The organism is Mesorhizobium sp. CA14, assembly GCF_020165195.1.
In the GTDB taxonomy this organism is placed as follows: domain Bacteria; phylum Pseudomonadota; class Alphaproteobacteria; order Rhizobiales; family Rhizobiaceae; genus Mesorhizobium.
Map to the genome: position 1 here is coordinate 299004 of NZ_JAIUHR010000002.1, position 24557 is coordinate 323560.

The window sequence follows — 24557 nt, forward strand, 5'->3', positions numbered from 1 at the left end:
CTCCCACAAGGCGAGAGGTAAAGGCGCTACGGTCTCCTGAACCCCGTCGGGCCGCCATAGAGATAGCCGATGCGCTCGACCGCCTCCTTCAGCCCCTCGCGCGAGACCAGCATGGTGTGGCCGTTGGCGTGGATCATGTCTCTTTCGTCGGTCATGATGGCGACATGGCCTTTCCAGAAGACGAGGTCGCCGCGCCGGAGACCTGAATAGTCCGGACCCGGCTCCAACGGCGTGCCGATCGACGCCGCCTGCATGTCGGTGTCGCGCAGGACATCCTTGCCCGTCATGCGCATTGCCAACTGCACGAGGCCGGAACAGTCGATGCCGAAGCCCGAGACCCCGCCCCAAAGGTAAGGCGTGCCGAGGAAGCTCTCGGCGACCGTGACGTAGTCCTCCGCCAGCTCGGCGATCGGCCGCAAATGGCGGTCGATGATCGCCTGGCCGGAGGGGAGCAGCGCATAACGGGTGCCGCGCGTTTCGGCCGAGCCGGTCACCGTCACTGTCGAGCCCATCGACAGCTGCCCATTGATCGGAAAACGCAGATCCGGTCCGGGATAGAGGAAAGTGCGCGGCACGGAAACGATATGCGTGGGCGCACGCTCGCGCGCGCCAATCAGATTGTCGGCCACATAGCCGACATAGCCGTCGCGCTCTGCCTGCACCCAGGCCCAGCCTTCCGCGTCCTCGTAGACGAGCACATCGTCGCCGAATAGCGCCTGCGTGTTGACGCCCGCATCAGGGCGCGGCGCCTTGCGCAGGTCGGCGACAGCGGCCGTGATCCGCGCCGGGCGGCCGGCGACGAAGCGGTCGGCGGCGACCTCGCCCCTCAGCCTCGCATCGGCAAGGTCGGAGCGGAAAGCATGAAGTCGGGCATCCCTGGCGGTCAAATCGATAATCCAGTCAAATCAGCAATGAACTCAGATAGGGGCAATGAGGTCAGATGGGCAGCTCGTGCGCCCTGGCAACGATACCATCGCCGAAGCGCTCGACAAAGAGCGCGCCTTCCACCGTACGCCGGATCAGCACGTTGCGCTTGTCGAGCTCGTCGCGATGGCGCGAGACCAGCTTCAGCGCGCCCATCGTGTCCAGCGCTCGGGTGATGACCGGCTTGGTGACGTTGAGTCTGGCGGCCAGCCCGCGCACCGTATGGGGCGGCGGATCGAGATAGATGGTGAACAGGATCGCCGTCTGGCGCATGGTGAGATCGGGCTCACCGTCGCGCACTTGGGCCAGCATCACCTGCTGCCACAATCGCAAGGCCTGGCTCGGGCGCATTGAGATCGACATCGCCCAAGCATGCCGGCAAATTGTTTCGGTTCCGTTTCAGTGGCAGCATTTTGCCGCTACGCTCCGAAACGCTCGGCGATTACCCGCTCCAGCGCGCGAATGCCCTGCGCTTCGCCGCCGGTCAGGCCGTAAGGGCGATCGGCCGGGTTCCAGGCGAAGATGTCGAAATGCGCCCAACGGTGAGTCTTCTCGACGAAGCGCTTGAGGAAAAGCGCAGCGGTGATCGATCCGGCAAAACCGTCCGTGGTGACGTTGCTGATGTCGGCAACCTTCGAGGAAAGCTTTGCGTCGTAGGGACGCCATAGCGGCATTCGCCACAGCGGATCCTCGACCGCAACGGACGCGGCTGCAAGGTCGGCGGCAAGCGTCTCGTCGGCGGTGTAGAAAGGCGGCAGATCCGGCCCCAGCGCGACGCGGGCAGCCCCGGTCAGTGTCGCCATGTCGACCAGCAAAGCGGGCTGCTCCTCGTCTGCCAGCGCCAGCGCGTCGGCCAGGATCAGCCTGCCTTCGGCGTCCGTGTTGCCGATCTCGACCGTGATGCCCTTGCGGCTCCTGAGCACGTCGCCGGGCCGGAAGGCGTTGCCGGCGATCGAATTCTCGACGGCGGGGATCAGCACACGCAGCCGGACATTCAATTTCGCCGCCATGATCATGGAGGCGAGACCCAACACATTGGCGGCGCCGCCCATATCCTTCTTCATCAAAAGCATGCCGGAGGACGGCTTGATGTCGAGGCCGCCGGTGTCGAAGCAGACGCCCTTGCCGACCAGCGTCACCTTCGGCGCATCGCCCGATCCCCAGATTATGTCGATCAGCCGGGGCGCGCCGGTGGAGGCACGGCCGACGGCGTGGATCATCGGGAAGTTCCGCGCCAGGAGATCGTCGCCATGGATTACGGAGATATCGGCGCCATGAGCGGCCGCCAGTTTCCGGGCGGCTTCTTCCAGTTCGAGCGGCCCGAGGTCGCTGGTCGGCGTGTTGACGAGGTCGCGTGTCAGGAACACGCTGTCGGCGACACGGCGGACATGCGCGGCGTCGGCGCCCTCCGGAAGCGCAAAGCGCAAGCCCTTGCCGGGCTTCTTGCCATAGCGGGTGAAGACATAGGCCCCGAGGACCAGCGCGAGTGCGGCGAGATCGGGCTGTGCGGGGCCTGACGCGAAATGCCAGTCGCCTTCCGGCAACGACCTTGCGAGCGCGCCGAGCGCAAGAACGCTTTCGCCGTCGCCTGTGCCAAACAGCGCGCCGGCAAGGCTGCCGCCCTCGCCCGGCAGGACCAGCGTGCGCCCTGCCTCGCCGGAAAAACCGTTGGCCCTGGCCCAGGCGACGGCAGACGGCGGCAGCGCCGCAGCTTCAAGGGCGTCCTTTGCCACCAGATAGACAGGCAAGGCGGCTTCCGGCTTCTGCTCAACGAGTTCGACAGGCATGTGATGATCTCCGGCCGAACAGTTCGAGTCGGCGCTTCTTAACGGTCCGTTAGGGTTAACAGAATATTTCTGCGGGAGGGAAGACGGTCAGCCAATGGCCGCACAGGAATGGAGACCGGACGCCGATGCCGACCGAAGCGTTGAACCTTACAGCCAAGCGTCTGATCACCACGGTCTTCATGGCGGCGCTGGCGGCCAGCGTGGCCGGTTGCGGCAGCACCAGCAAGTTCACCACCGGCTCCATCTCCCGCTCCGACAGCAGGCCGCTGGAAACGATGTCGTCCAGCGAATTGCGCACCGCCACGTCCAGGCTCGGCCAATCCTATGCCCGCAATCCGAACGACAAGCGCATCGCGATGAATTTCGCGGCGGCGCTGCAGATGGACGGCGATGCCGATCAGTCGCTGGCGGTGATGCGCAAGCTGGCGATCGCCTATCCCAAGGATCGCGAGGTGCTTGCGGCCTATGGCAAGGCGCTTGCGGCCAACGGCCAGTTCGAGCCGGCCCTCGATGCCGTGCGGCGCGCGCAGACGCCAGAATATCCGGACTGGAAGCTGGTGTCGGCGGAAGCCGCCATTCTCGATCAGATGGGACAGAAGGACGAAGCGCGGCAGGACTATCGCAAGGCGCTGGAACTGAAGCCGAACGAGCCTTCGGTGCTGTCCAATCTCGGCATGTCCTACGTGCTCGAGGGCGACTTGCGCACGGCAGAAACCTATATGCGCTCCGCCGCGCAGCAGCCCGGCGCCGACAGCAGGGTGCGGCAGAATCTCGCGCTGGTCGTAGGCCTGCAGGGCCGTTTCGACGAGGCAGAGAAGATCGCTTCGCAGGAGCTGTCGCCCGAGCAAGCGCAGGCCAACGTCGCCTATCTGCGCCAGATGCTTGCCCAGCAGAACGCCTGGAGCCAGCTGAAGGATCAGGACAAGGGCAAGGCGAAGGTCGCCACGAACTGACCCGCGGATGGCGCTAAGCCGATCGCCTCTGAAATTGAAAAGCCGCACGGACCCCGCGCGGCTTTTTTGATCGAAGGGAACGGCCCGCCTACTGGCTCGAAGAACTGTGCTGGTCGCCGAAGATGCCGCGCTGACTGACCTGGATGCCGGCCGGACCCAGAATGATGGCGAACAGAACCGGCAGGAAGAACAGGATCATCGGCACGGTTAGCTTCGGCGGAAGGGCTGCGGCCTTCTTCTCGGCGGCGTTCATGCGCATGTCGCGGCTTTCCGAGGCGAGCACGCGCAGCGCGTGCGCCACCGGCGTGCCGTAGCGTTCGGCCTGGACCAAGGCCTGGGATACCGACCTCACCGATTCCAGACCGGTGCGGCTTGCCAGGTTCTCATAGGCGATCTTGCGGTCCTGCAGATAGGACAGCTCGGCATTGGTGAGCACGAATTCCTCGGCAAGCGCCACCGACTGCGCGCCGATTTCGTCGGCAACCCTGCGCAAGGCCGCTTCCACCGACATGCCCGATTCGACGCAGATCAGCATCAGGTCGAGCGCGTCCGGCCAAGCCTGCTGGATCGACTGCTTGCGCTTGGTCGCGCGGTTGTTGACGTAGACGATCGGCGTATAGAAGCCGCCATAGGCGACAACGACACAGACGAACAGCCTGATGAAAGTCGGCTGCTGCGGCAAGCCGCCGAGCACGAACAGATAGATGGCCGCCAAGGCAAAACCGACGAATGGCAGGACGAGGCGGAAGAAGAGGAAACGCGTCAGCGGGTTCTCGCCGCGGAAGCCCGCGACCTTGAGCTTCTGGATCGTGTTTTCATCTGCAAGCGCGCGCCTGAGATCGAGGCGGTCGACGACGTTGCGCATGCCGATGGACTGTTCCTCGCGCAGGCCTTTGCGACGGCGATCGGCCTCGCTGGCCAGCCGCGCACGCTGCTCGGCGCGCAATTTGTCGCGTTCAAGGGCCACGCTTTTCATGCGCGACTTGAGCGACGTGCCGCCGAACGCCGGCATGAGCGTGAAGACGGTCGCGAACACGGCAATGCCGACCAGCATTGCGATCAGGAAAGAAGGGTCGGTGAGTGTTTTGACGACCTGCTCTGTCACTGGATCCGCGCCCCTACACTTCGAAGTTCATCATCTTGCGCATCACCAGGATGCCGATCGACATCCACACACCCGCGCAGCCGAGGATCAGGTTGCCGATGTTGGTGGTGAACAGCGGCATGATATAGTTCGGGCTCGACAGATAGACGAGGAAGGCGACGACGAAAGGCAAGGCGCCGATGATGGCGGCGGATGCCTTGGCTTCCATCGACAGCGCCTGGACCTTGGCTTTCATCTTCTTGCGGTCGCGCAGCACGCGCGAAAGGTTGCCCAGCGCCTCGGACAGATTGCCGCCAGCCTGCGACTGGATCTGGATGACGATGCCGAAGAAGCCGGCCTCGCTGCACGGCATGGTCTCGGACATGCGCATAGCGGCGTCGGGCACCGACATGCCCATCTGCTGGGAATCGACGATGCGGCGGAATTCGGAGCGGACCGGTTCGGGCGATTCGTTGGCGATCAGGCGGATCGCATCGTTGAGCGGCAAGCCGGATTTGACCGCGCGCACGATAATGTCGAGCGCGTTCGGGAACTCTTCCAGGAAGGCCTTGACGCGGCGTGTGCGGCGAAAGGAGACAAACCAGCGCGGCAGGCCGAGGCCGCCCACCAGAAGCGCGCCGGGCAGAGCCCACAAAGGCGCGCCGAGGAAAAAGAGAAGGCCCGTGAGCACGATTCCGCAGACAGCCGAATACATGTAGAAGCGCTCGATCGGAACCTGCATGCCGGCCTGGCGGATCTGGACCTTCAGCGGCGGTTTCTTGACGTTGCGATCGTTGGTCTTCTGCTTCTCGTCGAGCTGCTTCAGCGAGTCCTGGACGTTTTTTCGCCGCTTGACCGCTTCGGCGGCGCGGTCGCGCGATGCTTTCACCACAGACCGGTCGGTTTCGGCGGTCTTGATGGTCTGAAGCCGCTTGCCAGCCTGCTTCTCGTTGTCGATGCGCGTGAACAGGAAAGCATAGGCCACCGCGCCGGCGCTGAAGCCGGCAAGCACGACGAAAGCCAATACGGTGGTATCAATTCCGAACATCGACCAGGGTCCTTCGGGCATTTCGCCGTTCCAATGAACCGGCGAACCGCCCTATCTCTTCGTTTTGACGCAATTCCAGACGGAAAACCGCTTCACCCTTTTCCTGGAATTGCTTCCAACCTCCAGATGCCTCAGTCAGCGCGTTTCTCCATCGCCTCGAGCGCGTTGGCGAGGCGCTGCTCCTCGCCATAATAGCGGGCGCGGTCCCAGAAATGCGGGCGGCCGATGCCCGTCGACACATGCTCGCCGACCAGCCGGCCGCTCGCGTCCTCGCCCTTGATGTTGTAGAGGACAAGGTCCTGGGTGATGATGACATCGCCTTCCATGCCGACCACCTCTGTGATGTGGGTGATGCGGCGCGAGCCGTCGCGCAGGCGGGCCGCCTGGATGATCACGTCGATCGAGCCGACGACGATCTCGCGCACCGTGCGCTGCGGCAGCGAATAGCCGCCCATGGCGATCATCGATTCGATACGGTTGAGGCATTCGCGCGGGCTGTTCGAGTGGATCGTTCCCATCGAGCCGTCGTGACCGGTGTTCATCGCCTGCAGCAGGTCGAACACTTCCGGTCCGCGCACTTCGCCGACGATGATCCGCTCAGGCCGCATGCGCAGGCAGTTCTTGACCAGGTCGCGCATGGTCACCTCGCCCTCGCCCTCCAGATTGGGCGGCCGGGTTTCGAGACGGACCACATGCGGCTGCTGCAGCTGCAGTTCAGCCGAATCCTCGCAGGTGATGACGCGTTCCTCGCGGTCGATATAATTGGTCAGGCAGTTGAGCAGCGTGGTTTTGCCCGAACCCGTGCCGCCCGAAATGACGACATTGCAGCGGACGCGGCCTATGATCTTGAGGATTTCCGCGCCTTGCGGCGAGATGGCGCCGAACTTGACCAGCTGGTCCAGCGTCAGCTTATCCTTCTTGAATTTGCGGATGGTGAGCGCGGTGCCGTCGATCGACAGCGGCGGCGCGATGACGTTGACGCGCGAGCCGTCGGGCAGGCGCGCGTCGCAGATCGGACTCGATTCGTCGACGCGGCGGCCGACCTGGCTGACGATGCGCTGGCAAATGTTGAGCAGTTGCTGGTTGTCGCGGAAACGGACGCCGGTCTGTTCGACCTTGCCATTGACTTCGATGTAGACGTTCTTGGAGCCGTTGACCATGATGTCGGCGATGTCGTCACGCGCAAGCAAGGGCTCCAGCGGTCCATAGCCCAGAATGTCGTTGCAGATATCCTCGAGCAGCTCTTCCTGCTCGGAGATCGACATCGCAAAGTTCTTGATCGCGATGATGTCGTTGACAATGTCGCGGATTTCCTCGCGCGCGCTCTCGGGATCGAGCTTGGCGAGCTGCGACAGATCGATCGTGTCTATGAGCGCGGAAAAAACCTGGCTCTTGGTGTCGTAGTAAGTCTCCGAGCGCTCGCGCTGGGCCCTTCTTGGCGGCTCCGGCGCCATGGGCGGCGCCTCGACGGGGCGGCGCGCGGGCGACGCGGCCGGCGTGCTGGACGGTGGCGCGACCGGCCGTTCGGCCGTCAAAGTTCCCGTTGGAGGGGCGGCGGGAGCGGATGCCGGCGGACGGAATTCGGGCGTTGCCCGGCCGCCGTCGTCTTTGCCTCTTTTACCAAACATGATCGACTACCCGATGCCGCTCAATCAGCGTCACTTCTTGTTGCGCGAGAGCTTGCCGAGGATCGAGCCCAGGCCTGCCTTCTTCCTTGCCTTGATTTCGCTGCGTCCGGTCAGCACATGCGCTATTTCATTGATGGTCGCGACGACCGGGCTCTTGGCGTCCATCTCGGAGAGCATGCGGCCGTTGTTGGCGGCATTGCCGAACAGCAGCGGTTCGAAGTTGATCACCGCCATCGGCGTTATGCCGAGCGGTTCGGCGAAGTCGGAAGCCGCGATCTCCGGCCGCTTCGGCACGCCCGCCTGGTTGATGATCAGCTTCGGCGGCGGGTCGTTCGGACGCAGCCGCTTCAGCATGTCCACCATGTTCTTGGTGTTGCGAAGATTTGCGAGCTCGGGCGTGGCCGTGATGACGACCTCGTCCGCCTTGATCAGCGTGCTCTTGGCCCACCCGCTCCAGACGTGAGGGACGTCGAGGACCAGCAGAGGCGCGCTGCGCTGCGCCGTCTCGATGATCTGCGCGAAGGCCTCGGAGTCGAAATCATAGACGCGCTCGAGCGTGGAGGGAGCCGCGAGCAGCGACAGATGCTCGGCGCATTGCGCGAGCAGGCGGTCGAGATAGACCTCGTCGACCCGCTCCGGCGAAAACACCGCCTCGGCGATGCCTTGCGCCGGATCCTGGTCGAAATTGATATTGGCGGTGCCGAAGGCCAGATCGAGATCGGCGATGACAACTTCGGACTTGAACAGGGAAGACATCGCCCAGGCGACATTGTGAGCGATGGTCGAGGAGCCCACGCCACCCTTGGCGCCGACGAAGGCGATCGAGCGGCCGATCGGCTCCGAATCCGGATCGACGAAGATCGACGACACGACGCTGACGATGTCAGACATCGAGACCGGCGCGATGACATATTCGGAGATGCCTGAGCGGATAAGCTCGCGGTAGAGCCCGACATCATTGTAGTGACCGATGACCACGACCTTGGAGGACGGATCGCAATATTCCGCGAGCTGGCCCAGTTGTTCGAGCAACTGCTGCGGTTCGCTGCGCGATTCCAGCAGGATCAGGTTCGGTGTCGGCGCGGACTGGTAGAACTCGATCGCAGTCGGGATGCCGCCCATATGGACCTTGAGATGGGCCTTGGCCATCCGGCGATCCTCGCCGGCACGCGTGACGGGATTGGCGACCCCCTCGGTCTCGCAGAAGGCCTGGATCGAAATGCGCGGCACGGGACGCAGCGCCTGCATGGCGGCGATGTCCTGCTGCGAAAGGTCGCCGGTTTCCGCGGGCGTGTCGTAGGCAAGATTGCTCATCGTCATGCTCTTTCCGTGACTGCTCTCTTCATCGTCCGGCGCGGCTTAGTAGGTTACTTCCGAATTGCCGAGGAACTCGTCCGAGATGCCCCTGGCGCGGTATTTGTCGATCACCGCGCCACGATTTTCGGCGTCGATGTCGGACTGCTTGCGCGGCCCGATCAGATCGTTGGGATTGGCGACTTGAGCCGCGAGGTTGTTTTGATACGAGCAGCCGAAGTCGGCATAGTGCTTGTTCTCAGAGGTCTCCAGGATATCATCCGGCCAGCGGCCGCATTTGTCGGTTTGGGCCCGCACCGCGACGAAGGCGACGCGCACCGGCGCGGACGCTTCGGGCACCGCGGACTGATAGAAGGTCATGACGATGCGGTTGCGCTTCACGCCCGCCGCCATGGCGAGCCTGGCAAAATCGCGGCCAGCCGATCGGGCGGCAACCTCGTTGGCGGACCCGACCGGCATCGCGATCGTGAGAGCCGGCGCGGCGCTCTTGTCATAGCCGTCGAGAAAGCCCAGCAGCGTATCGCGCTGCGCGCCGGTCATGCCGCGATCGCCGGCGCCGACCGGCAGGTCGATCTTCTGGTTCTTCTCGGCGATGACGATCGGATGGGTCGTGCGGTAATCGTCCGGAATCGACCCGACCGTGACGCTGTCACGGTTTGCACAACCTGCGAGCGACGCGGCAAGCATGACCGCCAGTGCCGGGACCACCTGCCGACGGAACCTCGCGATGCCGGATGCTGTCCGGACCGTCATGACCTTCGATGCTGACTTGGACATATCCGCATTCCTACTCATTTGTAGATGAAGCCGACGACGCCGTGGTAACGACCCGGCGGTCTGTCGGTCTGCATGGTGCCGTAGACGCGGTTGACGCGGCCAAGGAACATGCCGGCGCCGTCGCTCGCAGGATTGAAATTGTCATCCGGCTTCGCCAGATCGTTGCGTGCAACAGGCTTGACCAGGTAAGGCGTGATGATGATGACGAGCTCGCTTTCGTTGCGCACGAAATCGCGGCTGCGAAATAGAGCGCCGAGGACCGGTATCTTTGTCAGGCCAGGCATGCCGTTGAGGGCCTGGCGCACATCGTCACGAACAAGTCCGGCGATCATCATCGATCCTCCGGAAGGCAGCTCCACGGTCGTATCCGCCAAGCGCTTGCGCAGCGATATGATATTGGTGTCGCCAAATGCAACGGAGCCTTCCGTCGTCGGCTCCGACACCGCGGTCCTTACCTTCAGGCTGATACGGCCAGCCGACAGCACCACCGGTTGGAATTCCAGTCCTATGCCATAGTCGACCTTCGATGACGTCCAGGTTCTGTCGGCATTCTGATTATCTGCCGATTTGTTGCTGGTGACGGAGGTCACCATGTTGTATTCGCCGCCGACCTTGAACGTCGCTTTCTCACCGGAGACGGCCGTTAGCGTTGGTTCCGCCAATGTTTTCATGGCCCCGGACTGCTCCATGGCGTTGATGGTGCCTTGGAGGGATGACGTGGCGAAGCTCAAGCCTGAGCTGGACAGTGGCTTGCCCAACCCCGGGAAAGTGTCGCTGATCGCACCATAGCTGATGCCGTTGCTGCCACCGCTGCCCACCATGTTGACGCCGAGCTGCTTCATCACCGAGCGGCTGACTTCGGCGACAGTGACCTTAAGCGTCACCTGGTCGTCGCCGATGATCTGCAGGAGGTTGACGATCTTGGAGACGCGGCGCTCCTGATCAGGATTGTTGATGTCGACGCCGCCATTGACCGAGCCGCCGGCGGCCGTCTGCGAATATTGACCGGTCGTCGCTTCGCCGCCGGACACGAAGATGGTTGCCAGGTCGACGGCGCGTTTGGCATCGAGGGGCGTGTCGACCATGCCCGTCAGGACGACGTTATCGTTGAGCAGCTCGACCTTGATCTGCGAGGACGGAATGAAGCGCTTCAGATAGTCTTCCAGCCCGGCGACGTCGCGCTCGACGGCCAGATCCAGGCTGACGATCTGCTCTCCATTGGGACCGAAAACAAAGATGTTGGTTTCGCCGACCGCCTTGCCGAACAGGTAGATGCGCCGCGCCGTGCGCGTCACGGCATCGGCAACCGCCGGATTGGCGACAAGGATGTCATAGGCGTCGCTCGGCAAATCGATGACCACGGATTTGTTAAGGCCGAGCTTGACGCGCTGCGTGGCGACGGAAGCCGACACGCCGGCGGTCGCGGCCTTGGCTTCGACCAATCCCGGAGCGCTGGTGCCGACCAGGAAAAAACCGATCGCCGCGGCGGCCAGGACGGGCAGCAGTTTACCGTTTAGCGTCATTTCCTTGCTCCCACCTCGGAAACCTCGCCCGACTTGATCAGACGCACCGTTCCGCGCCGGCCATTGCCGTTGACCAGATAGTCGGCTTCGTCCGTAACCTTTTCATGGATGTCGGTGATCGGGCGCAGCGCAAGCGTCAGGCGGTCCGCCATCTGCTGCGCCACCGTGATGATCTCCGCCTGCTGCGGCGTCAGTTCCAGCGTCGCAGTCTGGCCGACTCGGGTCTTCTTGCCCTCCTCGTCTTCCTGGATGGTCTGGTCGATGGCCAGGACGCGGATGTTCTTGAGAATCGTCGAGGTGTTGAAACCGCTGCCGCCATTGCCGGTGTCGGCGCGGCGGGTCATGATGACGTCGACGAAGTCGTTGGGCAGGATGAAGCCGCCGGCGGACGTATCGGCCGATATCGCGGTCGCGACGGCGCGCATGCCGGAAGGCAGGATCGACGACATGAAGCTCTGCCCCTCGCCGACCAGCTTGGAGCGCCGCAAAGGTTCGCCGGCATACATGGCAACGCGGGCGACCGAGCCTTTGAGCTTTTCGATCGCGTCAGGCTCGGCGGCGCGCGTGATGAAATTGGCGTTGACGCCATCGGCCGGCCATTGTTCCCAGTTGATATTGTTGCCGAGCTGGCTGCCCATCGCCACGTCGCCGGAAAGCACCAGCACATCCTGCAGCGCGATTGCCGGCTGCTTGGGCGCATCGACGACGACCTGAGGCGGCGGCGCCACGACCATGTTCTTCGCCACATAGCCCGCGCCACCCGCCGCGATCGCAGCCACGCCCAGAATAATCAATCGGGATGCTGGCATTCGTCCGAAACCCTTCGCCTCAAGGCAAACCACCTCGCCAGGCCGGACTTTGCAGCTGCAATCGTCAAAACAAGGTTAATGCAATACTTACGATCGTGATTAATTTAAGGTTTACTCAAATTAGACGGAACGGCCTGCCGTTAACAAAAAAGGGCGGCCAAGCCGCCCTCCGATCTGACAGAGGCGATCAAGCCGCCGGGGATCGCCGACATCGACGTCGCCAGGCCTATGTCGTGAGCCTCTCCAGCGCCCACACCATCAGCGGCGAATCCGGGAAGGTGATCAGCCCACCCGCGCCGAGCGCAATGCCATATGGGATGCCAACGCTCTCGTCGGCGAAATGGCGCAGGAATCGGTTGTGGCCGGTGTACATGGAGAGCGGCGATTTCCGGTAAGCAAGGATTGCCGCCGTAAGCAGGCCGCCGATGAAAGCCGATGTCACCAGATAGCCGATCAGGTTGATGTTGAGGCCCATCCATAGAGCGGTCGCGGCCAGAAGCTTGGCGTCGCCGCCGCCCATGCCGCCGAGCGCAAAAAGGCCGAACGTCATCGCGAGCACGAGGGCGCCGGCAGCGAAGTGCCAGCCATAGGTTGCCCAGTCCATCCCGGTGAGCGGCGCGACAAGCGCGAATGTGGCCACCAGCAACACGGGAACGCGGTTGGCGATCGTCATCGACAAGGTGTCCGAGACCGCAGCGAACAGCATGCAGAAAGGAAAGACGACGAAGATCACGGCTTCAAGCATGGATGCGGCGGCCCGTGGCAAGGTTTCAGCGGCATCCTAGGCGCGCCGGATTAACGATCGATGAGGCCTGACGATCAAAATCGGCCGACTGCATGAAAAAGGGCCACCAGCGGCGGCCCTTTTCTCCTTGTTCGAAAGGCGCGATACCGCAGCCTGTTACGGATTGCCTGCGCCGTTAAGCGTGTCGGCAATGTTCTTGAACTTGGCGTTCAGCGAGGTGCCGAGCGCTCCGGCGCCGATCATGATGGCGAGTGCGATGAGAGCGGCGATCAGACCGTATTCGATGGCGGTCGCGCCGGATTCGTCTTTCACGAAACGTGCAATGAGATTAGACATTCGAGAGCTCCTACTCCACGTGTTGCAGCACTTCCGTCAACTTCTCTTCGCGGTTGATCGGATGCTGCAAATTTAGGAAGAAGCCGTTTCAATCGGCTTAATAAACAGCCTTAGCGATTCCTTTCCGGTGGTGAACGCGCTGTGTGGTTAATCGTGGCCTAAACATCGCCAGGGAGCCCGGGTTCCCGGGAAACCGGCGCTTGTGCAATGTTCCTAAAACAGCAAGCGCCATGGACGCATGGCGCACCGTGCAGGCGATCCTTAATCATGCCGGGTCCGGTTTAACCGTTGCTTCACCAATCTCGTTCATGTTCCGTTGAAGAATCTGCCCGCCCGGAGCGCTTCAATGACGTTGTCGAGATCGCTGTTTCCAGCCGCCGCGCTGTTGGCAATCGCCGCCTTGGTCATGCCGGCCAAGGCCGGCGCGGGCATAGAAGTCACCATGAACCAGGCGAAGATCGTCAAATTGTCACGCGCGGCCGACACGGTCGTCATCGGCAACCCGGCGATCGCCGACGCCTCCGTGCAGGACGCCTCGACCATCGTTCTCACCGGCAAGGGCTTCGGTGTCACCAATATGGTCGTGCTCGATTCCGACGGCAGCCCGATCATCGATGAACAGGTGACCGTCGTGCGACAGGCCGCCTCCTCGGTGCGCATCTACAGACGCGCCGAAGTCCAGACCATGTCCTGCACGCCCTATTGCGAGAGCGCGTTCAAGAGCGAGGCCGAGAAGGCTTCCGAATCCGAGATGAGCGCCGGGCACTGACGCCTGCAAAGGGCGAACCCCACGGGCATTAAAGGCAGATTAAAGCTTGCCCGGCGAATTTAACGATCATCCAAACCGGAACTCAATGGGTTTTCGCTAACCTTGCCGCCGGTACCGCAAAGGGATCGGCAGGAACGCAATATGAGCAAGGATGCCACATCCGGCAACGGCACGGACAGCAAGGCGCGCGCCAGATCGCGCCCCGGCTTTTTCAGCGACAGGCGCGGCAGCACGGCGATGGAATTCGCGCTGCTGGCCATCCCATTCGCGCTTCTCGTCTTCGCCATCCTCGAGAGCTGCATTTCGTTCGCCGGCCAGGAGGTGATGGCCAACGTCACCGACGATGTCGCCCGCCAGTTGCGGACCGGGCAGTTGCAGAAGACGAACGTCACCGAAGCCTCCATCAAGCAGCTGATCTGCAGCAGGCTTGAGATCATGGTGGCTCAGGGCTGCCCGGGATTGCTGGTCGATTTGCGCGAATATCCGAGTTTCGCCGACGCCGCCACGGCAGGCTTCAAGATCGTCGACGGCGACATCGTGCTGGTGCAGGGCACCAACTCGATGACCTTCACGGTCTCGCCCGGATTGGCAGAGTCCATCAACATGTTGCGGGTGTTCTACAAATGGCCGGTGATGACCGACTTCCTGGCCCGGTCGATGGCCAATCTGAAGGACGGCAACACGCTGCATTTCGCATCGGTGACCTGGCAGAACGAGCCATTCGACAACAATTGAGGCTGCTCGACGGCTAAAGCCGCGGCGTGGAGGACGGTATGCATAGTGCGGGGGCACTCCGGGGGATTTCGGCAAAGGTGGAGCGGTTTTGCCGCGATCGCCGCGGCGTCGCGGCAATCGAGTTCGCGTTCATCGTACCGGTTCTCCTGATCATGTATTTCATCACGATGGAGGCTTCGCAGGCCATCGAGACCAGCAAGAAGGTCAGCCGCATCGGCAGCATGGTCGCGGATCTCGTCACGCAGCAGCAGACCGTCGTGAAGGCCAACCTCGATGCAATGATGAAGATCGGCACATCGACGCTGCAGCCGTACAACCGTTCATTGCCGACGATCATCATCACGGGAATACAGATCACGGACGAAGCGTCGCCAAGGGTGCAGGTTGCATGGTCGCGCAAGCTGGTGGGCACCACCTACAGCGCCGACGCGGCCGTGAACTCGATCACCACGGTGCCGGCGACGCTGAACATCCGCAACACCTTCCTGGTCCGCGTCGAGAGCGACCTCGGCTACAAACCGATCATCACCTGGTCCGCCAGCAATTCGCAGGGGCTCGGGCTGACCTCGGCTTTCAGCAACATATCGATGAGCGAAACCTACTATCTAAGGCCGCGCCGTTCCCCTACGATATCCTGCAGCGACTGCTGACACGCTATTCCTGCCCAATCGTTTCCTGCCGCACGATCGCTATCGCCATCGCATAGTCCTTCTTCGCGGCAGGCCCAAAACCACCGGAATGCGCCCGCTCCAGCAGGTCGTACACATCGGGCGTCTGTGACTTGAGATTGGTCAGGAAGACCGTCAGCCGGCGCTTTGCCTCAGGGTCGAGATCGCTGCGCACGGCGTGCGGCCCGTAGCGCAAGAGGCCCGAAGTCCACAAAACGCGAAGCGACGCTTGAGGGATGCCAGCCGCCTCCAGCCGCGCGACCGTGCCGTCGGAACGGCTGGGCTGGCCGTCGGCACCGGCCGGCTCCCAGCCGAACAGGGCATCCGCTTCGCCGCCGGCCAGCATCGTCTCGGCCGCGGTGGCTGAAGCGGCACGCGCCAGGAAGGGCGAATCGCCTGCGATCTTGACGCCTTCGGCCGATAGCGCCGCCAGCGGCAGCAGAGAACCGCCGACGTTGTCGGCGGGCGCGATCGCAATCCGGTGCGAGGCCATTGTTGCGAAAGCCGGCACTTTGCCGTCGCGCGTCACCAGGATGGAACGGATGCCAACGGCGCCGTCGGCATCGACCGGCGCCACCAGCGGCTCGACACAGCCGCAGCGCTCCGAAGCCGTGGCGTAGGCGAGAGCGGAATAGAGCGCATATTGCACGCGTCCACTCGCCTGTGCCTCGATCAGCGCCGCGTAGTCGCGCGCAACGACGAACTCGACCTTCATGCCGAGCGCATTGGCATAGGCATCGCTCAGGCGCGCGAGCCCCGGAACGGTGTTGCCGCCGCCCGGTTCGGCGACGATGCCGATGCGGAACGTACCGATATCGCCACGCCAGTCGGCGCGTGCCGGCCATGAGGCAGCGCCGAACGCCGCGAGAGCGGCCGCGCACGCCTTCACGGCCTGCCTTACCGCGGTTTTGCCGCGCCTTGCCATACCCGCTTCGCTCCCGCCGCATCCGCGCCTCGCCGCAACTATGGCACCAAGCCGTTGCGGTTTGGTTTCCGATTTGCCAACACCGCCGGGGAACCTTATGTCTGGCAGTCAGGACTGACAACAAAGATACCCATGGCGCGCGCGTTCCTGTTTGTTCTCGATTCTTTCGGCATCGGCGGCGCGGCCGACGCCGAACGCTATGGCGATGCCGGCGCCGACACGTTCGGACATATTTTTCAGGCCTGCGCCGATGGTCGTGCTGATCGGCAAGGGCTGCGCAACGGGCCGCTCGCGGTGCCCAACATGATGTCGCTCGGACTTGGCCTGGCAGCGCAAACCGCAACGGGATTGAGAACGGGCGTTGACGCGCCGCCGATCGCCTCGGTCTTCCATGGCGCCGCCCAGGAAGTGTCGAGCGGCAAGGATACGCCGTCCGGCCACTGGGAGATCGCCGGCCTGCCGGTGCGGTTCGACTGGGGCTATTTCCCCGACACGGTGCCGACCTTCCCGGCCGAGCTGACCGACGCGATCATCCGCGAGGGCAAGCTGCCTGGCATTCTCGGCAATTGCCATGCGCCCGGAACCGAGATCATCGAGCGGCTCGGCGAAGAGCATATCCGCACCGGCAGACCGATCTGCTATACGTCGGTCGATTCCGTGCTGCAGATCGCCGCGCATGAAACGCATTTCGGCCTGGAGCGGCTTTATGACCTGTGCCTCACGGTGCGCCGGCTGGTCGATCCGCTCAAGATCGGGCGGGTGATCGCGAGGCCATTCGTGGGCGAGACGCCCGCTACGTTCCAGCGCACCCACAATCGCCGCGACTATGCAGTGCCGCCACCGGAGCCGACCCTGCTCGACCGGCTGACGGAGCGCGGCAGCAAGGTCATCGCCGTCGGCAAGATCGGCGACATCTTCGCTCATCGCGGCATTTCGGAGGTGCGCAAGGCCGGCGGCAACATGGCGATGTTCGACAAGGCGCTCGGCGCCATGGACGACGCCGGCGATGGCGACCTGGTCTTTGCCAATTTCGTCGATTTCGACACCGAGTTCGGCCACCGGCGCGATGTCGCCGGCTATGCCGCCGCGCTCGAAGCCTTCGACCGCCGGCTGCCGGAGGCGCTGTCGCGCATCAGGCCTGGCGACCTGCTCATCCTGACCGCCGACCATGGCAACGATCCGACCTGGCGCGGCACCGACCATACGCGCGAACGCGTCCCGGTGATCGGTATCGGGCCGGGGCTGAAGGGCGGCGATATCGGGCTGAGGCCGACCTTCGCCGATATCGGCGAAACCGTCGCGGATCATCTCGGCCTGGCAACCGGTCGCCATGGGACGTCCTTCCTTGCAACGATAGACGGCCATGCCTGAACTGCCTGAAGTCGAGACGGTCCGGCGCGGACTGCAGCCGGTCCTGGAAGGCGCGCGGCTCGTCAAGGTCGAGGCACGCAGGCCCGACCTTCGCTTTCCTTTTCCCGAACGCTTTTCGGAGCGGCTTACCGGCAAGACCGTGACGGCGCTTGGCCGGCGCGCCAAATATCTGACAATGCATATGGAAGACGGTCCGATCCTGATCTGCCATCTCGGCATGTCGGGATCGTTCCGAGTCGAGGCCGCCGAGAGCAGCGACATCCCCGGTATCTTCCATCACGAACGTTCGAAGAGCGCGGCGCACGACCATGTGGTGTTCGATGTCGCCTCGGAAAAAGGCGAGCGCTCTCGCGTCATCTTCAACGACCCGCGCCGCTTCGGCTTCATGCTGTTTGCCGAAGGCGCGCCGGACACGCATCCGATGCTGGCGGGACTCGGCATCGAGCCAACCGGCAACGCGTTCGACGGCCCCCTGCTCGCCTCGCTGCTGAAGGATCGCAGATCGCCGCTCAAGGCGGCGCTGCTCGATCAGCGGCTGATTGCCGGGCTCGGCAATATATATGTCTCGGAAGCACTGTGGCGCGCCGGGCTCTCGCCGCTGCGCGAAGCCGGCACCATCGCCGGGTCGGCCAAGAAGGCGAAAGAACAAAGCGAGCGCCTTGCCGAGGCGATCCGCTCTGTCATCGCCGATGCGATCGCCGCCGGCGGCTCCTCGCTGCGCGACTATGTCCAGGCCGACGGATCGCTCGGCTATTTCCAGCATTCCTTCGCGGTCTACGATCGCGAGGGGGAGCCGTGCCAGAAGCCGGGCTGCCGCGGCCACGTCGAGCGCATCGTGCAAAGCGGCCGCTCGACCTTTTATTGCCGGACCTGTCAGCGGTAAGCTAGGAACGATATCGATCATCCCACTGCCGCGGAAGGAAGCGAACCATGACCTATGAAACCATTCTCGCGGAAACACGCGGCAAGGTCGGGCTGATCACGCTGAACCGGCCCAAGGCACTCAATGCGCTGAACTCGCAAGTTCTTGCGGAGGTCGTGGCGGCGGCGAGCGCGTTCAATGCCGATCCCGGCATCGGCGCGATGGTGCTTACGGGCTCTGAAAAGGCGTTTGCCGCGGGCGCCGACATCAAGGAAATGCAGGCGATGTCCTTCGCCGACGCCTACACGCAGGACTTCTTCGTCGGCTGGGAGGAATTCACGCGCACGCGCAAGCCCATCATCGCGGCAGTGGCCGGCTATGCACTCGGCGGCGGCTGCGAGCTTGCCATGATGTGCGACTTCATCATCGCCGGCGACAATGCCAAATTCGGCCAGCCCGAAATCACGCTCGGCGTCATGCCGGGCATGGGCGGATCGCAGCGGCTGACCCGCTTCGTCGGCAAATCGAAGGCGATGGACATGTGCCTGACCGGGCGGATGATGGACGCGGCCGAAGCCGAGCGGAGCGGGCTGGTATCGCGGGTGGTGCCGGTCGCAGAGCTCACCGAGGAAGCGCTGAAGGCGGCGGCCAAGATCGCCGAGTTCTCGCTGCCATCGGTGATGATGACCAAGGAGGCCGTCAACCGCGCTTACGAGACGACGCTCGCCGAAGGGCTGCGCTTCGAGCGCCGTCTGTTCCATTCGCTGTTTGCGCTCGACGACCAGAAGGAAGGCATGGCTGCGTTTGTCGAGAAGCGGAAGCCGAATTTCAGCAACCGCTAGGGTGCGTTGCGCAATGACTGAAGGCGGGTCATGACGCACCGCGCTTTCCGTCTCCAAAAAGACCGCCAAGTGGCGTTGACGCGCCGGAAAAGCTGAACTATAAGCCGCACCAACCGAGGCGGCCCGTGGCTGCCCGTTTGTTTTTTGCGCCCTGCGGCACCCCGCTGGCGCCCACCAGATCAGAAGAGAGGCATCATGGCCAACACGTCTTCGGCCAAAAAGGCAACGCGCAAGATCGCCCGCCGCGCGGCGGTCAACAAGAACCGCCGCTCGCGCGTCCGCTCCTATGTCCGCAAGGTCGAAGAGGCGCTGGCCGCCGGCGACAAGGCCGCGGCGGTGGAAGCCTTCAAGGCAGCGGAGCCGGAATTGATGCGCGCCGCCACCAAGGGCGTCGTCCACAAGAACACGGCTTCCCGCAAGGTTTCGCGGCTGGCCCAGCGGGTCAAGACGCTGTCGGCCTGACCGAACTAATCCTCGATCCGTCGATGTGGAACCCGGCCGCGCAGGCCGGGTTTTTTCGTTTGCCGGCAAGTACTTAAAAAAATTGCGCGAGAGCAACGCTTGTGACGCGATTCCAATGGCAGTAATGTTTTGCCGGCATATTCAGCGCCGTTGATAGCGGCAAGCCCTCCCCGCGGCAGCTGCCCTAATTTGCCTGGCAGAAAAACCATAGCTTTTTCAGAGACTTACGACGGGTCATCCACAGCTTGTTCAACGCGCGCCCGAGCGACGGGGGAGAAGTAGCTGTCAAGAGAATTATTTCAGAATATTTCGTTTCAGGCGGCCTTTTTCATATTCGCCGGAAAAGGGTTTGAATCACAATGGCTTTGTCAAAACGTGCCGTGCCGGCATCCGATTTCCGGTAACCAGATTCGTTAAAAAACCGTTAGATGTGGCCTTGCCCTATCCACAGCGATTTCGGTAATGTCCATCCATCGAAGGGACGGGCTCTAGCCCCTGACCCAGCCTGAATCGGCCAGCACAAAATGGCGGAATTCATGACGTGGAGCAATTCCGCGTGCGGCTTGGTTTGTCTCTTCGGTGCGGGTAGGGGACTGGCGTAATTGTACATGGCAGTCGATGTCTCACCGGCGTTTCCGCCGGAGGGTGATGCATTGCCTTGTCGTTGTCGGAAGCCGGCGTGCGGAGCCGGCAGCTGGTCCCTTGCGCGAGTTGTGACGACATTGCCGCGGCGGCAATGGCATCGCGGCTGAATGAGGTCGCCGGACCAAGGATGCAGGAGGCGCATCCCCGGTGGAAAAGGGTACGAGAAGAACAAGGGACTTGGATCATGCAAAGCGGCATCGAGAGGGAGATAGCGGGCGAGCTCCCATTTCCAGCAACTTTTGTCGGAGGGGGCGACGTGGCGGTATCCAGCGACGCGGAACAGAAGTTCGAACGGGTCAAGGCACAGCTGAAGGCGCGTCTTGGAGCCGAGGTCTATTCGAGCTGGTTCGGTCGCATGAAGGTCGCCGAGGCGTCCCGCGGCGTTGTCCGTATCTCCGTGCCTACAGCGTTCCTGCGGTCCTGGATCAACGGCCACTATCTCGAGCTCATTGCGGAGCTGTGGCGGCATGAGGATCCGGACGTGCTCAAGATCGAGATCGTCGTGCGCACCGCGACGCGCCAGGGGCGCAACCCTGTCGAGCCGGAAGTGGCGCCGGCGCGCAAGATGACAAAGCACACGCATACCGCGCTCGCCAACGGCACCGCGAGCACCGGGCGCGTGGAACCACGGGCTCCGGCGCCGCGCCAGGGCGCGTCCGCGGAACCGGAGTTCCGCCACAATGTGCTGGGGTCGCCGCTCGACCCCCGCTACACCTTCGCCTCCTTCATCGAGGGACCGTCGAACAGAGTGGCCTTCGCGGCGGCCAGGGCGGTGGCGGAATCGCAGTCGAGCGCGGTCCGTTTCAACCCGCTTTTCCTGCATGCGACCGTCGGGCTCGGCAAGACGCACCTGCTGCAAGCGATCGCGGCGGAATCGCTGCGGCAAAACCCGAAGTCGCGCGTCGTCTACCTGACCGCGGAATATTTCATGTGGCGCTTCGCCACCGCGATCCGCGACAACAACGCGCTGACGCTGAAAGAGCAGTTGCGCGACATCGATCTGCTGATCATCGACGATATGCAGTTTCTGCAGGGCAAGTCGATCCAGCACGAATTCTGCCACCTCATCAACATGCTGCTCGACAGCGCCAAACAGGTCGTGGTCGCGGCCGACCGGCCGCCGTCGGAATTGGAATCGCTGGAGCCGCGCGTGCGTTCACGTCTGAATGGCGGCGTGGCGCTGGAAATGTCGACGCCGGATTTCGCCATGCGGCTCGGCATGCTGAAGCTGCGCCGCGCCACCGCCAAGACCGATGACACCTCGCTCGATATATCGGACGAAATCCTGGAGCATGTCGCGCGCACGGTGACCGGCAGCGGACGCGAGCTCGAAGGCGCCTTCAACCAGCTTCTGTTCCGCCAGTCCTTCGAGCCGCAGATCACCATCGACCGCATCGACGAGATCCTCGGTCACATCTACCGCTCCGGCGAGCCGAAGCGGGTGCGCATCGAGGATATCCAGCGCATCGTGGCGCGCCACTACAACGTGTCGAAGACGGAGCTTCTGTCCAACCGGCGCACGCGCACGATCGTCAAGCCGCGGCAGGTGGCGATGTATCTGTCGAAGGTGATGACGCCGCGCTCATTGCCGGAGATCGGGCGGCGCTTCGGCGGCCGCGATCACACGACGGTGCTGCATGCCGTGCGCAAGATCGAGGACCTTTCGGGCGGGGACAACACGCTGGCGCAGGAACTCGAACTGCTCAGAAGGCTGATCAACGACCAAGCCTGAAGGGGCGCACAAACAGCCGGCGGCATGCTTCGCCGGCTTTATCCCCAGAAGGCCCGCGCTGCCGGCCGAAACCGGCGCCGCGGGCTTGCCTTTGCAGGTTTTTTACTGTCAGCTTACGGAGATTCTGGAAGCCTTTCAGCGCTTTCGCGGGATACCGTCTGCCGGTGACCCGTTCATTCATTGAAGCGAGCCTGTTCGTCATGCGTGTTATCCTGGAACGGTCAAACCTCCTGAAGTCCCTCAACCACGTCCACCGCGTGGTCGAGCGGCGCAACACCATTCCGATCCTGTCCAACGTGCTGCTCAGCGCCGAGGGCGCCAGCCTTGAGATGAAGGCCACCGACCTCGACCTCGAAGTGACGGAGGCGACGCCCGCCAAGGTCGAGCGAGCCGGCGCGACGACGGTGCCGGCGCATCTGCTCTACGACATCGTGCGCAAGCTTTCCGACGGCGCCGAGGTGATGCTGAAGACGGACGAGGACGGCAACGCGATGACCGTCACCTCCGGCCGTTCGAGCTTCCGTCTGCAGTGCCTGCCGCAATCCGATTTCCCGGAGCTTTCGGCCGGTTCGTTCTCGCATATCTTCCGGCTGGAATCGGCGGCGCTCAAGGGGCTGATCGACAAGACCCAGTTCGCCATCTCCACCGAGGAGACGCGCTACTATCTCAACGGCATCTTCCTGCACACGCATGAGGTGGGCGGCAAATTGAAGCTGCGCTCGGTGGCGACGGACGGGCATCGCCTGGCGCGGGCCGAGATCGATGCGCCGGCGGGCTCCGAAGGCATGCCCGGCATCATCATTCCGCGCAAGACGGTGAGCGAGCTGCAGAAGCTGGTCGACGATCCCGATGTGGCGGTGACCACGGAGCTGTCGGACACCAAGATCCGCTTTACCATCGGCAGTGTGGTTTTGACCTCGAAGCTGATCGACGGCACCTTCCCCGACTATCAGCGTGTCATCCCGACCGGCAACGACAAGAAGCTGATCATCGACCGCCAGAGCTTCGCCGCGGCGGTAGACCGCGTTTCGACCATTTCCTCCGAGCGCGGCCGGGCGGTGAAACTGTCGATCAATGACGGCCAGCTGACCTTGGCCGTCAACAATCCCGACTCCGGCAGCGCCACCGAGGAACTGGCGGCGGACTATTCGTCGGATCCGATCGAGATCGGCTTCAACGCCAAATACCTGCTCGACGTCGCCGCCCAGCTCACAGGTTCCGAGGCCAAGTTCATGCTGGCCGACGCCGGCTCGCCGACGCTGATCCACGACATGGCCGACGAAACCGCGCTCTATGTGCTGATGCCGATGCGGGTCTAGGATGTCTTTGTCGGCGCAATTCCGGACGGAAAACCGCTGTGCACTTTTCCTGGAATTGCTCTAGCCAACCCGATGTGTCGCCGTGACCGCGGATGCGAAACTGCTTCGGCAGCAGCAAAGCTATTTAAGTAAGCTAACACTTACGAACTTCCGCAACTACGCGGAGCTTTCGCTCGACCTTGCGCCTGGCGCGGTGGTGTTGTCGGGCGACAATGGCGCGGGCAAGACCAATCTCCTGGAAGCGATCTCGTTCCTGACACCCGGTCGGGGCCTGCGCCGCGCGCCCTATGCGGATGTCGCGCGCGAAGGCGGCGATGGCGGCTTCGCCTTGTATGCGCGCATCGAGGGACCGGAAGGAGAGGTCGAGATCGGCACCGGCATGTCAGGCGGCGACGCCGCCGGCGAAGGCGGCAGGAAGGTGCGGATCAACGGCGCGCCGGCGCGATCGTCCGAGGATATGCTGGAATGGCTGCGGGTCGTCTGGCTGACGCCGGCGATGGACGGGCTGTTTCCCGGGCCGGCGGCGGACCGCCGCCGCTTCCTCGATCGGCTGGTGCTGGCGATCGACCCCGGCCATGGCCAGCGCGCGCTCGACTACGAGAAAGCAATGCGCGGCCGTAACCGCCTGCTTACCGAAGGTTCCCGCGACGGCGCCTGGTTCGACGCGATCGAAACGCAGATGGCCGAGACCGGGGTGGCGATCGCCGCAGCGCGGGCCGAGCTGGTGCGGCTGCTTGCCGCCATGATCGACAGATTGCCCGGCAGCGGGCCGTTTCCGCAGGCCGACATTAGTCTCTCGGGGGACCTGGAGAGCGAGGTCGCCGTCGCGCCGGCTGTCGATGTCGAGGAGCGCTTCCGCCGCGCGCTTGCCAACGGCCGCGAGCGCGACCGTGCCGCCGGCCGCACGCTGGACGGTCCGCATCGTTCCGACCTCGTGGTGCGGCACCGGCCGAAGTCGATGCCGGCGGAACTGTGCTCGACCGGCGAGCAGAAGGCGCTGCTGGTCGGCATCGTGCTGTCGCATGCCAGGTTGACCGGCGAGATGTCGGGACTGACGCCGATCCTTCTCCTGGACGAGATCGCCGCGCATCTCGACGCGGGCCGGCGCGCGGCCTTGTTCTCGATCCTGGAAGACCTGAACTGCCAGGCCTTCATGACCGGCACGGATGTCGCCTTGTTTTCGAGCCTTGCCGGCAGAGCGCAATTCCTGACGGTCGATCACGGCAGCGTCGAGCCAACCGGCTGATCGCCTGAAGCAAGCGGGCGTAGTGGTAGCCCGGCGGGACAAAGCTTCGCTTT

24 protein-coding genes and 1 pseudogene are annotated in these 24557 nt (G+C 63.4%); 11 read left to right on the forward strand and 14 right to left on the reverse strand.

The genetic code is table 11. From position 1 onward, the window contains the following. Positions 1–26: 26 nt before the first annotated feature. The 3 genes from LB565_RS03610 to LB565_RS03620 are packed head-to-tail and all read right to left on the reverse strand — an operon-like array spanning position 27 to position 2711. Positions 27–887 (reverse strand): NlpC/P60 family protein, encoded by an 861-nt coding sequence (locus LB565_RS03610; protein WP_224581791.1) that lies wholly within the window; start codon positions 885–887, stop codon positions 27–29. A 49-nt stretch (positions 888–936) separates the two neighbouring features. Continuing rightward, positions 937–1287: a MarR family winged helix-turn-helix transcriptional regulator gene (locus LB565_RS03615; RefSeq protein ID WP_127877424.1), complete on the reverse strand. Its 351-nt coding sequence runs from the start codon at positions 1285–1287 to the stop codon at positions 937–939. 56 nt (positions 1288–1343) lie between these two features. Continuing rightward, on the reverse strand, positions 1344–2711 hold the full coding sequence (locus tag LB565_RS03620) for a leucyl aminopeptidase family protein (protein WP_224581792.1): 1368 nt from the start codon (positions 2709–2711) through the stop codon (positions 1344–1346). Between the two features lie 125 nt (positions 2712–2836). On the opposite strand from LB565_RS03620, the gene LB565_RS03625 reads away from it, so the two are divergent. After that, complete coding sequence (locus LB565_RS03625; protein WP_224581793.1) at positions 2837–3664, forward strand: tetratricopeptide repeat protein; 828 nt, start codon at positions 2837–2839, stop codon at positions 3662–3664. A gap of 88 nt (positions 3665–3752) precedes the next feature. On the opposite strand, the gene LB565_RS03630 is transcribed toward LB565_RS03625, so the two are convergent. From LB565_RS03630 to LB565_RS03670, 9 genes are all read right to left on the reverse strand, one after another. Continuing rightward, a complete protein-coding gene (locus LB565_RS03630; RefSeq protein WP_224581794.1) occupies positions 3753–4769 on the reverse strand; it encodes a type II secretion system F family protein in 1017 nt (338 codons plus the stop codon). Positions 4770–4782: 13 nt separating this feature from the next. Next, the gene (locus LB565_RS03635) at positions 4783–5796 is read right to left on the reverse strand and encodes a type II secretion system F family protein (RefSeq protein WP_224581795.1); all 1014 of its coding nucleotides are present in this window, start codon (positions 5794–5796) and stop codon (positions 4783–4785) included. 131 nt (positions 5797–5927) lie between these two features. Further along, complete coding sequence (locus LB565_RS03640; RefSeq protein WP_224581796.1) at positions 5928–7424, reverse strand: CpaF family protein; 1497 nt, start codon at positions 7422–7424, stop codon at positions 5928–5930. A gap of 30 nt (positions 7425–7454) precedes the next feature. Next, a complete protein-coding gene (locus LB565_RS03645) occupies positions 7455–8738 on the reverse strand; it encodes a CpaE family protein (RefSeq protein ID WP_224581797.1) in 1284 nt (427 codons plus the stop codon). A 45-nt stretch (positions 8739–8783) separates the two neighbouring features. Next, complete coding sequence (locus LB565_RS03650; RefSeq protein WP_224581798.1) at positions 8784–9515, reverse strand: CpaD family pilus assembly protein; 732 nt, start codon at positions 9513–9515, stop codon at positions 8784–8786. Between the two features lie 14 nt (positions 9516–9529). Continuing rightward, positions 9530–11038, reverse strand: a complete 1509-nt coding sequence (locus LB565_RS03655; protein WP_224581799.1) for a type II and III secretion system protein family protein — start codon at positions 11036–11038, stop codon at positions 9530–9532. Continuing rightward, positions 11035–11847 carry a Flp pilus assembly protein CpaB gene (gene cpaB / locus LB565_RS03660; RefSeq protein WP_224581800.1) on the reverse strand — a complete coding sequence of 271 codons (813 nt, stop codon included), beginning with the start codon at positions 11845–11847 and terminating at the stop codon, positions 11035–11037. The genes LB565_RS03655 and cpaB overlap by 4 nt, the downstream gene beginning before the upstream one ends. 226 nt (positions 11848–12073) lie before the next feature. Further along, positions 12074–12592, reverse strand: a complete 519-nt coding sequence (locus tag LB565_RS03665) for a prepilin peptidase (protein ID WP_224581801.1) — start codon at positions 12590–12592, stop codon at positions 12074–12076. Positions 12593–12748: 156 nt separating this feature from the next. Beyond that, positions 12749–12928, reverse strand: a complete 180-nt coding sequence (locus LB565_RS03670; RefSeq protein WP_224581802.1) for a Flp family type IVb pilin — start codon at positions 12926–12928, stop codon at positions 12749–12751. A gap of 346 nt (positions 12929–13274) precedes the next feature. Here LB565_RS03670 and LB565_RS03675 point away from each other — a divergent pair, with 346 nt between their 5' ends. From LB565_RS03675 to LB565_RS03685, 3 genes are all read left to right on the forward strand, one after another. After that, positions 13275–13697 (forward strand): pilus assembly protein N-terminal domain-containing protein, encoded by a 423-nt coding sequence (locus LB565_RS03675; protein WP_224581803.1) that lies wholly within the window; start codon positions 13275–13277, stop codon positions 13695–13697. A gap of 141 nt (positions 13698–13838) precedes the next feature. Next, the gene (locus LB565_RS03680) at positions 13839–14432 is read left to right on the forward strand and encodes a TadE/TadG family type IV pilus assembly protein (RefSeq protein ID WP_224581804.1); all 594 of its coding nucleotides are present in this window, start codon (positions 13839–13841) and stop codon (positions 14430–14432) included. Positions 14433–14470: 38 nt separating this feature from the next. Then, positions 14471–15082, forward strand: a complete 612-nt coding sequence (locus tag LB565_RS03685) for a TadE/TadG family type IV pilus assembly protein (protein ID WP_224581805.1) — start codon at positions 14471–14473, stop codon at positions 15080–15082. A 4-nt stretch (positions 15083–15086) separates the two neighbouring features. Here the strand turns inward: LB565_RS03685 and LB565_RS03690 are convergent, their stop codons facing one another. Further along, a complete protein-coding gene (locus LB565_RS03690; RefSeq protein ID WP_224581806.1) occupies positions 15087–16025 on the reverse strand; it encodes a phosphate/phosphite/phosphonate ABC transporter substrate-binding protein in 939 nt (312 codons plus the stop codon). Between the two features lie 132 nt (positions 16026–16157). Here LB565_RS03690 and LB565_RS03695 point away from each other — a divergent pair, with 132 nt between their 5' ends. From LB565_RS03695 to dnaA, 5 genes and pseudogenes are all read left to right on the forward strand, one after another. Next, positions 16158–17396 (forward strand): phosphopentomutase, encoded by a 1239-nt coding sequence (locus LB565_RS03695; protein ID WP_224581807.1) that lies wholly within the window; start codon positions 16158–16160, stop codon positions 17394–17396. Next, complete coding sequence (mutM, locus tag LB565_RS03700; protein WP_224581808.1) at positions 17389–18279, forward strand: bifunctional DNA-formamidopyrimidine glycosylase/DNA-(apurinic or apyrimidinic site) lyase; 891 nt, start codon at positions 17389–17391, stop codon at positions 18277–18279. The genes LB565_RS03695 and mutM overlap by 8 nt, the downstream gene beginning before the upstream one ends. Before the next feature lie 47 nt (positions 18280–18326). Further along, the gene (locus LB565_RS03705; RefSeq protein WP_224581809.1) at positions 18327–19100 is read left to right on the forward strand and encodes an enoyl-CoA hydratase; all 774 of its coding nucleotides are present in this window, start codon (positions 18327–18329) and stop codon (positions 19098–19100) included. A 195-nt stretch (positions 19101–19295) separates the two neighbouring features. Then, a complete protein-coding gene (gene rpsT, locus LB565_RS03710; RefSeq protein ID WP_095819340.1) occupies positions 19296–19562 on the forward strand; it encodes a 30S ribosomal protein S20 in 267 nt (88 codons plus the stop codon). A 928-nt stretch (positions 19563–20490) separates the two neighbouring features. After that, positions 20491–21939: pseudogene (gene dnaA / locus LB565_RS03715) on the forward strand (chromosomal replication initiator protein DnaA); the annotation flags it as partial. Here the strand turns inward: dnaA and LB565_RS03720 are convergent. After that, a complete protein-coding gene (locus LB565_RS03720; RefSeq protein ID WP_224581811.1) occupies positions 21923–22141 on the reverse strand; it encodes a hypothetical protein in 219 nt (72 codons plus the stop codon). The pseudogene dnaA and the gene LB565_RS03720 sit on opposite strands and share 17 nt — an antisense overlap. Between LB565_RS03720 and dnaN the strand changes: the two genes are divergently transcribed. Further along, positions 22140–23258, forward strand: a complete 1119-nt coding sequence (gene dnaN / locus LB565_RS03725; RefSeq protein WP_224581812.1) for a DNA polymerase III subunit beta — start codon at positions 22140–22142, stop codon at positions 23256–23258. The two genes, LB565_RS03720 and dnaN, sit on opposite strands and share 2 nt — an antisense overlap. 82 nt (positions 23259–23340) lie before the next feature. Continuing rightward, positions 23341–24504, forward strand: coding sequence for a DNA replication/repair protein RecF (gene recF / locus LB565_RS03730; RefSeq protein WP_224581813.1), 1164 nt, complete (start codon positions 23341–23343; stop codon positions 24502–24504). The last annotated feature ends 53 nt before the right edge of the window (positions 24505–24557 follow it).